Source organism: Paenibacillus sp. FSL R5-0923, from assembly GCF_038009145.1.
Lineage (GTDB): Bacteria > Bacillota > Bacilli > Paenibacillales > Paenibacillaceae > Paenibacillus_AQ.
In genome coordinates, this window is sequence record NZ_JBBPAT010000003.1 from 126,966 (window position 1) to 141,335 (window position 14,370).

The 14,370-nt window shown below is 41.1% G+C and carries 14 protein-coding genes and 1 pseudogene; 1 reads left to right on the forward strand and 14 read right to left on the reverse strand.

All coding sequences use genetic code 11. The annotated features are described in order from the left end of the window. Positions 1-12 precede the first annotated feature (12 nt). From MKX35_RS31475 to essC, 5 genes are read right to left on the reverse strand one after another with little or no spacing between them, the layout of a single operon-like run. Positions 13-360: a hypothetical protein gene (locus tag MKX35_RS31475; protein WP_076301096.1), complete on the reverse strand. Its 348-nt coding sequence runs from the start codon at positions 358-360 to the stop codon at positions 13-15. A gap of 21 nt (positions 361-381) precedes the next feature. After that, positions 382-1,839 carry a hypothetical protein gene (locus MKX35_RS31480; RefSeq protein WP_076286997.1) on the reverse strand — a complete coding sequence of 486 codons (1,458 nt, stop codon included), beginning with the start codon at positions 1,837-1,839 and terminating at the stop codon, positions 382-384. A gap of 27 nt (positions 1,840-1,866) precedes the next feature. Then, positions 1,867-2,118, reverse strand: coding sequence for a hypothetical protein (locus MKX35_RS31485; RefSeq protein WP_076286996.1), 252 nt, complete (start codon positions 2,116-2,118; stop codon positions 1,867-1,869). A gap of 20 nt (positions 2,119-2,138) precedes the next feature. Further along, a complete protein-coding gene (locus MKX35_RS31490; protein WP_076301097.1) occupies positions 2,139-2,846 on the reverse strand; it encodes a hypothetical protein in 708 nt (235 codons plus the stop codon). 21 nt (positions 2,847-2,867) lie between these two features. Beyond that, positions 2,868-6,854 (reverse strand): type VII secretion protein EssC, encoded by a 3,987-nt coding sequence (essC, locus tag MKX35_RS31495; protein ID WP_076301098.1) that lies wholly within the window; start codon positions 6,852-6,854, stop codon positions 2,868-2,870. 677 nt (positions 6,855-7,531) lie between these two features. Between essC and MKX35_RS31500 the strand changes: the two genes are divergently transcribed. Then, positions 7,532-7,867, forward strand: coding sequence for a hypothetical protein (locus MKX35_RS31500; RefSeq protein ID WP_143759603.1), 336 nt, complete (start codon positions 7,532-7,534; stop codon positions 7,865-7,867). A 242-nt stretch (positions 7,868-8,109) separates the two neighbouring features. Here MKX35_RS31500 and MKX35_RS31505 read toward each other — a convergent pair whose 3' ends face one another. The 9 genes and pseudogenes from MKX35_RS31505 to MKX35_RS31545 all read right to left on the reverse strand — a co-directional run. Next, a complete protein-coding gene (locus MKX35_RS31505) occupies positions 8,110-8,244 on the reverse strand; it encodes a hypothetical protein (RefSeq protein WP_341044545.1) in 135 nt (44 codons plus the stop codon). A 481-nt stretch (positions 8,245-8,725) separates the two neighbouring features. Further along, on the reverse strand, positions 8,726-9,193 hold the full coding sequence (locus tag MKX35_RS31510) for a DUF6985 domain-containing protein (protein ID WP_076301100.1): 468 nt from the start codon (positions 9,191-9,193) through the stop codon (positions 8,726-8,728). Positions 9,194-9,210: 17 nt separating this feature from the next. Beyond that, positions 9,211-10,017: an HNH endonuclease gene (locus tag MKX35_RS31515; protein WP_445671593.1), complete on the reverse strand. Its 807-nt coding sequence runs from the start codon at positions 10,015-10,017 to the stop codon at positions 9,211-9,213. Between the two features lie 60 nt (positions 10,018-10,077). Next, a complete protein-coding gene (locus MKX35_RS31520) occupies positions 10,078-10,215 on the reverse strand; it encodes a hypothetical protein (RefSeq protein WP_341044546.1) in 138 nt (45 codons plus the stop codon). 1,179 nt (positions 10,216-11,394) lie between these two features. Then, entirely contained in the window at positions 11,395-11,934 is a 540-nt protein-coding gene (locus MKX35_RS31525; protein ID WP_076301164.1) for a DUF2247 family protein, read from the reverse strand. A gap of 446 nt (positions 11,935-12,380) precedes the next feature. Beyond that, a pseudogene (locus MKX35_RS31530) lies at positions 12,381-12,617 on the reverse strand (IS110 family transposase); the annotation flags it as partial. Between the two features lie 181 nt (positions 12,618-12,798). Next, complete coding sequence (locus tag MKX35_RS31535) at positions 12,799-12,987, reverse strand: hypothetical protein (protein WP_076287066.1); 189 nt, start codon at positions 12,985-12,987, stop codon at positions 12,799-12,801. 433 nt (positions 12,988-13,420) lie between these two features. Beyond that, positions 13,421-13,900: a DUF6985 domain-containing protein gene (locus tag MKX35_RS31540; RefSeq protein WP_076287067.1), complete on the reverse strand. Its 480-nt coding sequence runs from the start codon at positions 13,898-13,900 to the stop codon at positions 13,421-13,423. Continuing rightward, on the reverse strand, positions 13,887-14,370 hold a 484-nt coding region (locus MKX35_RS31545; RefSeq protein ID WP_341044547.1), incomplete at its 5' end, for an HNH endonuclease. The genes MKX35_RS31545 and MKX35_RS31540, both read right to left, overlap by 14 nt.

Here is a 14,370-nt window from a genome sequence, read left to right on the forward strand (position 1 = left end):
TCATTTCCATCCCTATTTGATTTTCCCTTTCGATTTTGCGGCCGCGGCCGCCGCTGCTGCCCGCTCGGAGGCTTGTCTCTCAGCTTCCTTAAGTCTGGCTGCCTCCGCTCTCTCTTCCTCCACCTGTAATTTATCTGCATATTTCATCATATTTGATTCAATTTGGGCTATGGCGGCTTTAAATTCGTTCATTTTCTTTATCCATTCCTCACAATGCTGCTTAAACTCTTCCCCACCTAAATCTACCCAATAACCTGACACTCCCGTGATTGCTGCTCTCATCTTATCGCTGCACTCCTGGGCAGGGGAGAGAAGTCGATGGCAATCAAAAGCAATGCCCCTTACCATACCTGAATTCATACCCAGCCTCCTGATTGATAATTACCGGCTCTCCGGAACAAATGAAAATCCTATGCCTATTAATAACAAGGTCACAAACAAAACCGTCCCAACAATTCCCCAGAGCAATGTTTGCTTGCGAAAGAGCTTTTTCTGAACGGTCAGCAGCTTCATTACCCACTCGACAGCCGCTTTATCTGGATACAAAGGATCTTGATGTGCAGGCATCAGAGTCGTTTGAATTTCTGCAAAATCCTTTTTCAACATTTGTAATACTTCCTGATGTCCATTTTCCAGCAGTAACCTGCACCGCTTGCGCTCAAAAGGGTTAAGGGTGTTCAGCTTCTCTTTCAGCAGTTCATACTTCCACATAGCCCCGTTGCCTACCAAAATAGGAATTTGCGAGTTCCACCACAGCTCGAGTCCGCTGGTGCCCTTCCGCTCCCGATGGATATCCACCCATAGAATGATATGCGTGAACTCACTGGCCAAAAGCTCCGAAATATCCCACGAATACCCTCTGCGATAGAAAGTGACTCCTTCATATTCGAACATGGTAGAAACCGAATCTTCTTTCTCACCCTTAAAAACAATCTGTTCAAGCGAACTGATTTCGGGTCTGTCATCTCCGCATACCAGAGGCTTCCAGCCCAGTTCTGCCAGACCCGCAGCCAGCAGAAATGCCGCCGCACCTACATCTTCTTCCCCTCCGACACCACAAACTCCGATAACAAGTGGTACATTGCTGCCCAGAATTCTCGCACTCACTGCTGGCGTAGATTTCTCTTCTACCGGAATAGATTGTTCCAGACTCTCCAGCGTTTCCGCTTCGGCTAACGACGGGGTCTCCTTTCTGGCCGGAGGCCCCGGTCTAGGCGGAGTTGATCCTGCTGAAGAGCGAGGAGCAACGGATGGTCTCCTGTTGGCGGCATCCGCTACATTGCTGGAACCGGTCACTGGCTGTGGACGGGTAAGCGACTCCACCGGTCTCGGAGGAGCAGACGGTGCCTCTTCCACTGCCGCGCCAGAAGCTGCTCTTGATGATGAGCCTTTAAACGAAGAAAAAAGGCCTTTCTTTTTACCCAGGATATGATAATAATCTCTTGTAGTTTTTTTCTCTTTGATCCAATTCAGAAGATCATCGCCCTGGAATTCCGTAGTGAACTGAAGATCATGTATGTTCATATTTACCAGGGTCCGTATAAATTCAATATCCGTTTGCAGCGCCGGGTCTAACTGAACGATCAGCCGCGTATGTTTAAGATATTTACGGATCAGTGTCATGAAACTGATAATATCCGCAGCCTTGACCGGTGTGCCCAGACCCGCGCCGCCCTCCATAATTACAATGGATGAAGGATCGACTTCCTTACTACTGAAACCACTTATAAAACTATGTAATGTAGAATGTTTACCGGAAATTACATAACCCTCATGCTCCAGCGACCTGGATAGCAGCATTATAAGTTCAGGTGAGCAGACTAAGTGTACGCTTTTCATAGGAATCCTCCTTTACGATCTCCCAGTTCAATAGGGCAGAATACGAACTATGGCTCCGTCCCCTTGTATAATCTCTGCGAGAACAGCATGTGGCCCCAACTCAATCCATTCTTCGCCCGTACGGCTAGCTTCACATTTAAATTCCCAGTTATCCGGAAGCCAGTTGGCTTGCTTAAGTAGCTCGATACATTGCCCTGTAGAAATAGAAAGAGAGACTTCCAAATCCAAGTACTTCTCTCTTTCACCTTTAAATACAAAAGTAGTCAGTGCAGTTGACATAGTCTGATCCCCCAGATTTGTTAAACTTCTTGCAGCCAATTACATAATTCATTTACTACTGTAGACAAGGATTGCGTGGTTTGACTGGCGTCTTCTTCCACCCCACGCAGCAGCCACATTTGATCTTCATGAATCATCAGGTTCAGTTCGCGAATCACCTGTGCCTCCTCGGTAATACATTGGATTTCTGCTAAGGAAGTTATGAATGCACCTGCTTGAAGAGACTTCCCCACCCACGTTTCAAGATCTACTTCTTTATTTATCGCTTTTTGTAATTTATCTTTATCGCTCAATTCCCACACTAAAGGGATTCTCTCAATGACCTGATACATCAGCTCATGTAGTGCATAAATCTCCTGAAGCTTATAGGTGTTACTTTCCGGCTGATACTCAAGTTCAAACCAAACTTCATCCTGAACAAAATAGAAGACCTTGCAAGTCAGCTGATTTGTATGCATAAGCTGGCAAAAATAAGATTTGCAGCTGGATGCAATAGCGATACCTCTATGAAGCACTTCATTCACTTTAGCGAGCCCCACAAAATCAACCTCTAAATATCCCTTCACTTCCAGCGACCTCATCTGAGTATCCATTAGGGAGCGTATATTACGCCCCGATTCGTCTTTGAGATCGATTTCCAGACCTGGAAAACTAGTTCCTCCTATCAAAGCAGTCAAATAGATAATTTCTAAAGGATGCAATTCAAACATTTCACGAGCCGGCTTCATCGCTTTTTTTCACCTGCTTATCTATAGTTCTGTAATCATTTTAAGGCGTGAAATGGCCCCCTCAGTTAGCAGTATCGCTTCAGTATTATCCAATACCTCGTTCAGCTCATGGTATTCCATACTCTCGAGTAGTGGAGCATAAGACAAATGATCATTGGGTCTTCCATCGGACAACAACGCATGTCCACTGTTAATCAGTTCACCCGCAAAATCAGTGACCAATTGCATTTGATTCAGTTCAAACGAATCGCTGCCGACCAGCAGCATTACACCAAGTCCACCGCCAAACCTCGCTATCCGCTCCAAATGATCCAGTGAATCATTCTCCATCAGATCAAAAGCGGACTTAAGATGTGGCATTACAATGACCAGAAGCGGATACTTAGACAGAATATACTCCGCCTCGTCAAATTCTTCACGATTTTGGGCATCTGCAAAAGCTTGCCGGGCATCATTTTTCCTTAGTTGCAGCTGATCCACTAAGGATTGTGTGAGCTGTAAAAACTCTTCAGCTGTACTCATATAGCGCGTAATCGTTGAACTAGCTTTCAGACTCGGTATACTGACAACACCACTGTCAAACAGATGGAATTCCATATTTACTTCACCTGCTGATTTATCAAGAGCTTGTATTAAGGCGTTAAATCTAAAGTCCACATGCTTTTGAGTAGTATAAGACACTACAAAATTGCTAACCTGCTTTACATTAATCTCTACCGGAAGTGTAGTATCCCAATCCAGCCCGAGCGGTACCAGATAATTCCCCTGCGGTTGTTCCTTCGGCACACGTTCCAAAAGCTCTGCCAGTGAAAGCTTGTCCGGGATCACTGAAATCCCCACAGGGTTATTCACTCCTGCCACTGCTTTCATCTCCGAACTAATCTGGCGGAGAGAGGCAGCAATCTGATCATCAGAGCTGCCATCCACAGGAAGCGCGGTATGAAATTCCAGAATCCGGTTATCTTTGAGCAGTCCGCGCCCTACGGTATTCGTTGGCTCCATCCCTTCTGTTCTGCCCAGAATACTGGAATAATCCAATCTATCAGACATTTGATATACTAGAGCCTGCTTAATATTCTGGCTGATTCGGTAAGGATAAGAGTTTACAGCATTGGCAGCGAACACGAAGTATATCCCGTAATTACCGCCTTCACGCACCAACTTGGAAAGCTCTAAGATAAAGTCATCATATGCTTCTGAGAATCCTGTGTAATTATCGAGCAGAATAACAATGTAAGGAACCTTCTCTCCAGTGGCCGCACTGTACGAGACCAAATTGCTGATTCCAAGCTGAGAAAACTTACGTTTGCGTTCATCCAATTGGGACAACAACCAACTGATCAGTTTTCCAAGCTTTTGTTCGTCCTCTGGAAAAATAATATCCCCTACATGTGGAAGCTCGTGGAATACTCCCAAGGTACGTGTACCAAAATCCAATATATAGAAATGAACGTAATCAGGTTCATATTTCAAGGCGAGGGACATGATAATTGTCTTTAACAGCGTTGTTTTACCGCTGCTCGGCGCTCCATAAACCAGTAAATGTCCATCCTGATTAAAATTAATATCCAGATTGTATTGCTCCTGATCTGACGGATTATCAATTCGTCCAACGGTGGCAATAAGATTCTGATCTGGCTGCTTCCATGATTGCCCATCCCAGATATGATTCTGATCCACAACATCTGTTAAAGTCATGGTCTCCGGAAGTGGAGGCAGCCACAGCTGAAAGGCCTCTCCGATCGATTGCTCAGCAGAAATGGCAGCTATATGATTAACCACTGCCTGCAGCTCACTCAGTTGCGAGGCATGATCACTGTTTTTCGCCTTCGGAATCAGGGCTCTGCGTTCACCACTTAGTGAAACGATATCCATCTTTGGACTTCCATCCTGATCTGTCTCCCCTGCTTGATAAGGCGCTCCGCTCCAGGAGGATTGGAACAAAGTGAATACCTCATTATTACCAACTTGCAAATATCCACGGCCTTTTTCTTTGATCTCTGCCGCCTCCGTGCGTTTTAGCATCTCCTGACTATCCGAAGGTGTCTGCACCTTCAGACATAGCTTAAATCTGGAGTTACTCCAGATCTGGTCATCAACTACGCCAGAAGGTTTTTGTGTTGCCAATATTAAGTGAATCCCCAAGCTTCTTCCGACCCGTGCCGCACTGACTAGCTCTTTCATAAATTCCGGTTGATCTGATTTAAGTTCTGCGAACTCATCTACCACTATGATCAAATGCGGCAAGGGAAGGTTAACTTCTTTATTACGGTAAAGAACGATGTAATTATCAATGCTGGTCACTCCGGCTTCACTGAACAGTCGCTGTCTCCGCAAAAGCTCACTTTTGATGGAGGCAAGGGCCCGATTGATCTGATTACCGCCAAGATTGGTGATTGTTCCCACCAGATGTGGAAGTCCAAGAAAAGCATTAGCCATTCCTCCACCCTTATAGTCGATCAGTACAAAAGCAATCTCATGCGGATGAAAGTTCACTGCCAGACCCAAAAGTAGAGACTGAAGCAGCTCACTTTTCCCCGATCCGGTAGTGCCGGCTACTAGACCATGTGGACCATAGCTTTTTTCGTGCATATCGAACAAAAGAAATTTCCCGCCTGCCCCGAGCCCCAGAGGAATGGACAATGTACGGTTAGCCTGGTTTTTTGACCAGCGCTCCATTACCTTTAGAGCCTCTACCTGCTCAACCTCAAAGCTCTCCAGAAAAGTCACCATTGGTGGGATATAGCTGTTATTTTGACCTTCCTTAATTCTGAGCGGAGACAAAGAACGGGCAAAAAACTCTGAATTTTTTTTATCCAGAGAATCGGCAGAAAAATAATCCGCTAAATGACTTAACAGCTGATTAGTATCTTTTCGAACCATCCCCTTACCATCCTTGATTTCCAGAATCGCCTGGGAATTCAGCGGCAGCGCAACATCAATCTTTTCCGATGTAAAAATGCTGGTCACCCCAAGTGAAGCATTACCCGAGAGCAAATACTTCATCATATCCGTGCTGTCCCACAGTTCAGGAGCAAAAACCAGAAAAACATAATGCGGGGTCTGCATTGGCTGTAGTCCATAACCATTCGTGCTGTTTTCTTCTCTTTTTCTAAGCTCTGGAAGTAATTCATCCGCAATATTGGAGGCATCAAAGGATGTTGTAGCCAAGCTTCTCTGGCTTCGATTTTTATTCCATGTATGGGGCAACCATTTCAACCATTCCCAGTGCTGCAGATCATCAGGCTGCATCACGCATATTACTCTTACATCATCGTAGCCTTGGTGTGTTGTTAAATGAACTAGAACACCATTGAGGAAATCACGAACCTCCTGCTGTTTGCCGTATATTCCGAGCGTATTAATATTCCTTAGCGGTATGTAGACCGGAATATCTCGCACAAAATACATCTCTTCGCATATTTTACTGGCGATTTCTTCAAGAGGGTTGTCATCGTCAATCGCTTTCGCTTTCGAGCTATATATTGGCACCAGAGCAATCGGCTGGATACCAACACCAACCCTGAGATTCAAAAAGTCATCTTCAATTCCGGTTTTTTCCCACAACTGCTTGCTTCTCCCCCGTACGATTTCTACGCAGGATTGAATACTTGGATGGATATATGTATAGGCTTCTCGTTGCGTACTGGCGGCACTTTGTAAATCATTACGAACCTGGAATAAGTAGTTGAGATATTTCTTTTCAAGTTTTTTGTTCTGTTCATGATGTTTTTTCACACTGGATTTATAATTCAAAATTGAAACCATGACCGTCAGAACAGTCATACCCATGGTTGATATCAGCATGGTAAACGACCTGGTCAATGTTGACATAAATATAGAGATGACTAACATCCCGATGGGGGGGACTATAATCGTCAACCATGAGAAGGTTGGTTTTCCCGATGGCCGGGCAGGATCCTCCAAAACCAATTCACCTTCCGGGTAATTTGGTTTAATTCGAGGGGTTCTTTGTACCTGATTAGTTAGCATTTCTTGAGCACTCATCTTTTTCATCACCACTGGATAGGAATTTTGGATTAACAAGAATAAATAGTGTAAATTTTAAATAAAAAATAAATTATTTTCCAATTTAGGAGATACATACTGCATTATCGGTTCGACGACTAAATAGTTTATATTTTCCATAACATTTTTTGCTAAAATGGTTCAAAGCTCCCCAATAAATTACCATTATTTTCATAAAAGTAAAATTACTAGTGTACATAGATCCAGTTCTAAGGTCACCTCATCGCACTTTCTTTTTGATATAATTTAAGACATTTGGCACATTTACTTTTTTTATTTCTTTTTGTTCATCTTACTTCTCAGGACTAAAATTACGAGTTTTTTGTATCCAATATTCCATTTTAGACCCTATGTATTAGACCATTTCTACCAAACTGGAGAGAATTCATACATTTGGAAGGAATTAACCCGTGAAAAAAATAGGAAATCCCTGCTAACTCGAACTATTTCCCGGTATCAAATCTCATATATGTTAAAGCAAATTCAAACAGACAACCTCGTAAGAGGCTGCCTGATGTAGTGTTTACGGGCAGAATGAGATCATTTTACGTGAGGGGGTTGAGCTGGACGGAATTTATTTTTAAGTTGAGGGGCGTATTAAGGTTTCTTCTAGTGTGGGAACAGGAAAATCCTTGTTATTACGGTTCTGCTCACCCTTGTCATTATTCGGGGACATTGAATACTCGCAAGAGGTTGTGGTCCAATCACAAGTGGAAGCCGTACAGCAAACCACCCTCTTATTTATCCCGAAACAAAAGGTTGGATCTGACCAAATGGATAACCATAGCTTTAAAGATTTAATGCAGAAACATCTTTCTTACAAGCTTCTAACCTACACATCCGCATCACGAACGAACTTACTAGGCGCTGTCGAGGAACGACTTGCAAGTTATTTATTAACGATACAGCTACAACGGGAGTTTGGAAAAAAAATTCAGACGCCATACATCCCAGATATAGCCTCTTTGAATGAGACTCCCATCGCCATTTAAACCGTGTCATTCAGCGGCTCACCGACATGGAGATCTTATATAAAGTTAAGCAAGAAATTGTTGTACTCGATTGGGAGCATTTGGATGAGTTATCTAACGAAATAAGATTTGAATAACCTAAAAGTCCATCATTCAATTGAGGATAAAATGATCGATGTCATCATAACGGATATCGATCTTTTCTCCGTTTCTTTTGACAAGATTTATATACAGAGGAGCTGCATCAACACTTCCGCCACCAACTAATACATGGTAGTCATCATTGATTTCATATTTGCGGATGTACAACCTGAACCAACGTTTTCATAGAGATAACCTTCAAAATCCATCCACGACAACGCCTCGCCTTGCTGAGCTAGATCCCGTAATTCATCCATGGACAATATCGCAGCTTTTTTATCATTACAGGCTGAATGTATAAATCGTTAAAGCAAACAATAACAGCATTATCAAGTTACGCTTACTTCTCATTCATAAACCTCCCAACTCTATATTTTGTTATTTATAGGAAAATATAAGGTAATAATAACATAGCTTAGACTAGATGTTAAAAAAGAGTAAAGCCCTTTTGGGGGTGCTTTACTCCTTTTGAAATCTTTAATTGGGAGGGATTTTGAATTGGCACTGCAAGCTACGACACCGGAGAATGAATATAAAAAAACCAGGTCAGTCATGGTGGTATCTGACCATAATCGACCTGTTCTATGTAACGCTTTAGCGTTAATTAGGTTATAAATTCTCAAGCATTATTGTGCGTACAAACGAAATGACAAAATCTCTATACTAGTATTACATAGGTTAAGTGTGTTACTGGTTGAATGATAGGTTTATTCGGCACTGGGTAGCCTCCACAAATACTCAAAGTGCCACATCTTGGTATCCCACCCTAGCTACTTCTTCATTAATTAGACGTATACCAACCCCATTTTCTTCATCCCATGTACAGTCAAATGTTAGTCCAATATATCTGGCTTCAAATCGTCTTGCAGACGGTACATAAATCCCAACTAGCATAATACTTTCAAGAAGTTTATCATTTGTCTCAATTAAAGGGTACTTTTCATTATATGAAACGTCATACCCGAGTTCAGATCGCTTCAGTTTGTAATAATCTAAAATTGGTTTCAGAATACTTTGCTGAGTAGCCCCCCAATTTTCTTTCAAAGTATTATATGAAGCATACTGTTTTTCACTAAATTCGCCATCTTCTTCACCATCTACCATCAAAGCAATATTGACTTCTCCTCCGAAAAACTCAATTGTAGTATCCTTGCTCCACATATAATCAAATTCAAGTTCACCGAAAACTGTATCATTAATTTTCAATTTGAGAAATCCCCCTTCTATTTATTTGCAAATCTGCCCGGTTCAAACGCTCCTGCGTTTATCTCTCCAACGCCACCTAGATGTCCGAATTTGCTGTTAATTTCAGATGGTACAAGTTGAATTGTTTTCCCATCATTTAATTCGTGCCAAGTTAGCTTTAATTCTTCGCGAATATCTGCAATGTCTCCTGCTTTAATTTTTCCTGGGGTTAACCCAAATTGACTAGCCAACTCAGGTGAGTTATTAAGTTGTTCAGCCAATTTTATATCTGCTTGTTTAAAATTCGCAGCTCTAGCTTTAGTTCCATTACTACCAACTCCGCCCACCATGTGATCAATTTCCAGTTGTGCTTTTGCTACAGTCGAAAAATCAGGTACTCCGTTCTTATAATTTATACCATCAATACCTGCTTCGTCTAATATCTTCTTCAAATCAGGATCTGGTGGTGGTTTTAAAATACATTTTGTTTCGCCCCTTTGCCCCTCAAAACTAACCGTTTTATTATTTGGTGATGGCGTTTGATTAAGTCTCGATTCATATGAACTGGAAAATTCAGTTTGCTTGAAGGCAGGTGGAGTATCAACTTTACCCGTCCCATCAACCGCCTTCACTTCTATATCCTTTATTGAATGATTACTCCCACTCTTCCCTTCCATCTTCTCTCTTAATATCCGGTCCATTTCATTCATAAAATTGATTTGCATCGGGGTCTGTGGAAGTGCCGGGGTATCTATATCTAGATTATTTACCTTGAATTGAAAACCTTCATTTCTGCTAAATGCCGGCAACGGTTTTTGTACCTCAAAACTTTTTACAGAATCCAATCCTTTGGGAAGCTTTGGACCTCCGCCTCCTGTAGGAAGCAAAGATTTTTCTACCGGACCTTACAACAACGTTACCATTCCCTGACTGTTGAGCCAATGATCTGCTGACCATGCTTCGTCTGGATTAAATGCTCCTTTCGCCATCTCCACTGTTCCCAGTGTTAACCAATCCGCAAACTTCTCCTTTGAATCAAACATATGCTCTGATCGATCTTTGGCTGCTTCATATATCCCAACCGGGATATCTCCTGTTATCCTAACGTTAAACCAGTTGAAAAAGACGCCCTACTCTTAATAGTGACGGTATCTAGATGCGATTATTGTTATTTCATCCTCCCTATCGGAGCGGAGTATCCTACAGTTGCATAGCATTTTGAAAATCCTGTGAGAAAGAGAAGATAACAAAAAACAGGTCATTCATATAGTGGTATCTGACCATAATCGACCTGTTCTATGTAACGCTTTATCGTTATTTAGGTTATAATTGTAAAGCATTATTGTGCGTACAAACGAAATTACGGAATCTTTATATGGGTATTAAATGGGTTAAGTCTGCTTCTGCTTAGCCGCCCGATTCATTCGGCACTGGGTCGGGGGCTACTCATTTACAGACTTCGTCAAGAAAAAGGTCACAACACGACGGTTAGCTTACATTGTGGCGTCGTTGTTGGTTATGTTTAAGCTCTTGTTGTTGGAGTTGTAAACAAGATTTGATTATTTGTTTCTATCTAAGTCATGGTACGGGTTAGAAATGTTCTCGCTAACTTATGCAATATTGAACTTTTGTTTGATTTCCATTAATCGAGCTTCAACCTCATCCTTAACAATTGGATTCCGTATTAAATAACTACGTCCTCTCTGAAAGAATTTTTTAGGTGACAGAAAAACCCGATTGCCCGAAACGTCATCCTTACTGTTCTATGTCAACTGGTCGTCACCAGATTTATTGACTTGCACAGTAACTATCGCGGCAAATATCCAGATTGTTGCGGACAATTTACAGATAAGTCCTGACAATATTAATAGTCGATCTATCCATCCAAGAAGGTGCGATGGTTTAGACAGCTTTTCTATCGGGGCGGCGTATCCTACAGTTGCGTAGCATTTTCAAAAAACTGTGAGAAAGCGAACATAACAAAAAACAGATCAATTACGGTGGTATCTGACCATAATTAACCTGTTTGATGTAACACAGTAGCGCTATTTAGGTTATAAAATTAAAGCATTTGTTGTGCGTACAACCGAAATGAAGAAATCTTTATACGGGTATTACATGGGTTATATGTGTTATTGGTTGAATGATGGATTCATTCGGCACAGGGTAGCTCCACCAAGGAAAAAGCCTCAACTAACATTCGCTAATCAGGCTGCACCTTTCTAAAAGGTAATTTCATTTCCTAAGTTTTGTTTCTCTTTGTCTAGGAAAGAATTAAATAAGTTGACTAATCTAGCTACGTTCTCTTCATGTGAGTATAACAATGGATTGTACCCATCTTTAGGAGTTAGATAATTAATGAAGTCCTCCATGTCCTCTGGATAATCCATATCAGCATACACTTCAGCAATCTTGTTTAACATTTCCTCATAATCATCTTGATACGTAGTCTTTAAATAACTCAGGATACCCAATCTCCATTTTCTTTTTTCAACTTGCCAAACATCTGAATCTGGAGATAATTCATTGACAATTGACTCTTTTAATACATTCATCAGTAATTCCTCACAATCAAAATCATATTCTCCCCAAGCAAGCTGAATAATATTTTGATTGTTTGAATCTGGATGACTAGTTAAAAACTCAATTGCATACTTAGTTATGTCACTGTTACTAACTAAGCCAAGTTTTAATCCCACATAAAGTGTTGTCCAATTGTAATTTATTTTACTTTTCTTGAAAATATCTATAGAAAAACTCATTATTATCACCTTTAACCTTAGGGTCTTTGATTTGGAAGTCCTGTTATTTGGCCGTTAGGAATAAACCTTCTGTGCGTTACTCCCTTTGTTGGATCGACAATCCACTCGAATATTCCATTTTGGTCTTTAATAGTTGTTATTCTTTCATTGATTCGTAGGTCTTTGTTATATACGTCTTTATAATCGTAGTACTTCATACCACCTTTGATTTGATACAATTTCCTTTTCACTCCGTCACCACTAACGAATTCAAATTCCTTAGCATATGGAGTGTAATTGTCAATTATATCATTAAACCCATGCTGACCATCTGGTTTCTTTAAACCACTGCCAGAACGTGCATTATCAAGTACTGGATGGGATATATCTTTACCCGTCCCCTAAGTAGTAATCTTAAACTCTACTAAAGGAAAGGTGATAACTGTTTTCCAATTACCACCATTGTATCATCCGGCTTTTAATTCCGTTAGAGGACTCGCCGCCCTGTATTCGGTTTTGTTCTTCATCATGCTGTAGATGATGTTTACAAGTCTTCTCATGACGCATATGAGGGCTTGCTTCTTGGTCTTGCCTTCTGCTTGCTTCCGTTGGTAGAACTCGTAGAAGACGGGATTCCGTTGCTTCTTGTTATCGCCTTTAGCTACTTGGATTTGTTGAACAGCTAGGTTATGGAAGATTGCGTTTTGACGCTATGAATACATTGCTCATCGGATACGGAAAATCATAGGCTAACTCACATCGGTTGAAATAAACCTCCTGAGAATGGTTGTACAGAGCATCAAGCAGTCTTTGAAACTTAATTAAGTGGTCTGGGTGGGTTTCAATTTGTAGTGAATACTTTCTTGATTTCTTCTGCCACCAAGGTTAATACCGCAGATAAAGATAAGCATCCTTATTCCTTAAATTCCAATGGTATACATACCCTTTGTGCCGAATGGTAGGTTTAATATCAAACCATTCTCGGAATGAAAGTGCCAGTTGGTTGTAAAAGTTGACTGTTACTCCATGATATTCAACGGCGACTTTATCGACGGAAAGTTGTACATTGTTCATGCGTCCCCCCTCCGGCAAAACTTTTGACGGATTTGCCGCTTGTATTATAGGAATGAGGGAGTCGGTGGCTAGCCTTTAACACATGACCTTCCCGTTAATAGATTTCCGTCCTTACAATAACAGTAGTCGTCTTACTCCATTCATAAGTTGCGACCAAGTCCTTTCACCATATCTATCGTTATGGTAATGTACATTGTTGCGATTCATTTTGAAAAAACGCAAGAAAGCGAAGATAACAAAAAACAGGTCAATCATGGTGGTATCTGACCATAATCGACCTGTTCATTGTAACGGAATAGCGTTATTTAGGTTACAAAATTCGAGCGTTGAAGTGCGTACAAACGATTTAAAGATATTTTTACACGGGTATTACAAGGGTTATATGTGTTATTGGTTGAATGTTGGGTTCATTCGGCACTGGGTAGCCCCCAAATTATAAAACAATATCTTGAAAACCAACCTCGACTATTTCTTCATCCTCAAGTTTTACCGCAAGACCATGCTCAGGTTCCCACGTGCATTCAAGTAACAAACCAACTTGTCTTACATCTTCATCAAAGACCATAGGAAATATCAGTTGCTTAGGTTCAACAATATTAGCTATCTCGTCCTTTGTGGATATGATAGGAGCCATCTTATCAGCGAATTTTTCACCGAGTCGCTGTCTGTAATCTTCGTAAACTTCTAAATAATAGTTCAATATAGCATCCTCAGCCAAGTTCAAAAGACGTTCTTTGTCATTAAAAAATTTATGATAAGCATTGACCTGTGCATCTTCAAATTCTGCATCATCTTCTGCGTCAATATTTAATGTTACAGTCTTTTCATGTCCAAACAATGTAATATTGATATCCCTCTTCCAACCATAGTTGTAGGCTAATTCTCCAAACGTTTCATGTTTAATTGTCTCCATTGATTCCACCCTCTATTAGTTTTTGTTCGGCTTTACCTGCCTCGGAAACTCCACCTAAATGACCAAACTTACTATTTATTACAGAAGGCACTAGGTCCATAGTCTTCAAATCATTATCCTCGTGCCAAGTATATTTATTTTGCTTACGCCATTTCTTTACTTCCTTAGGGGTTACCCCCCATTTTTTAGCTAACAGTTCATCAGCTTTTTTAAAATTAGCGTCTCTATCAATAGACATGCCTTCTATCTCAACTCTTCCTTTCGAGACAGGAGAAAAATCAGGGACAGCATCTGAGTAATCAATGCCTTTCTTATCAACTTGACTTAGGATTTCATTGACTTCCTCATTCTCATGAATAAATGTAGATTCACCACGTTCTCCACTCCATTTTCCATTATTTACTGGTGTTTGTGCAAGTCTTTCTTCATAAGTACTGTTAAAGGTTCTAGTTGCACTCTTCTTCGAAACT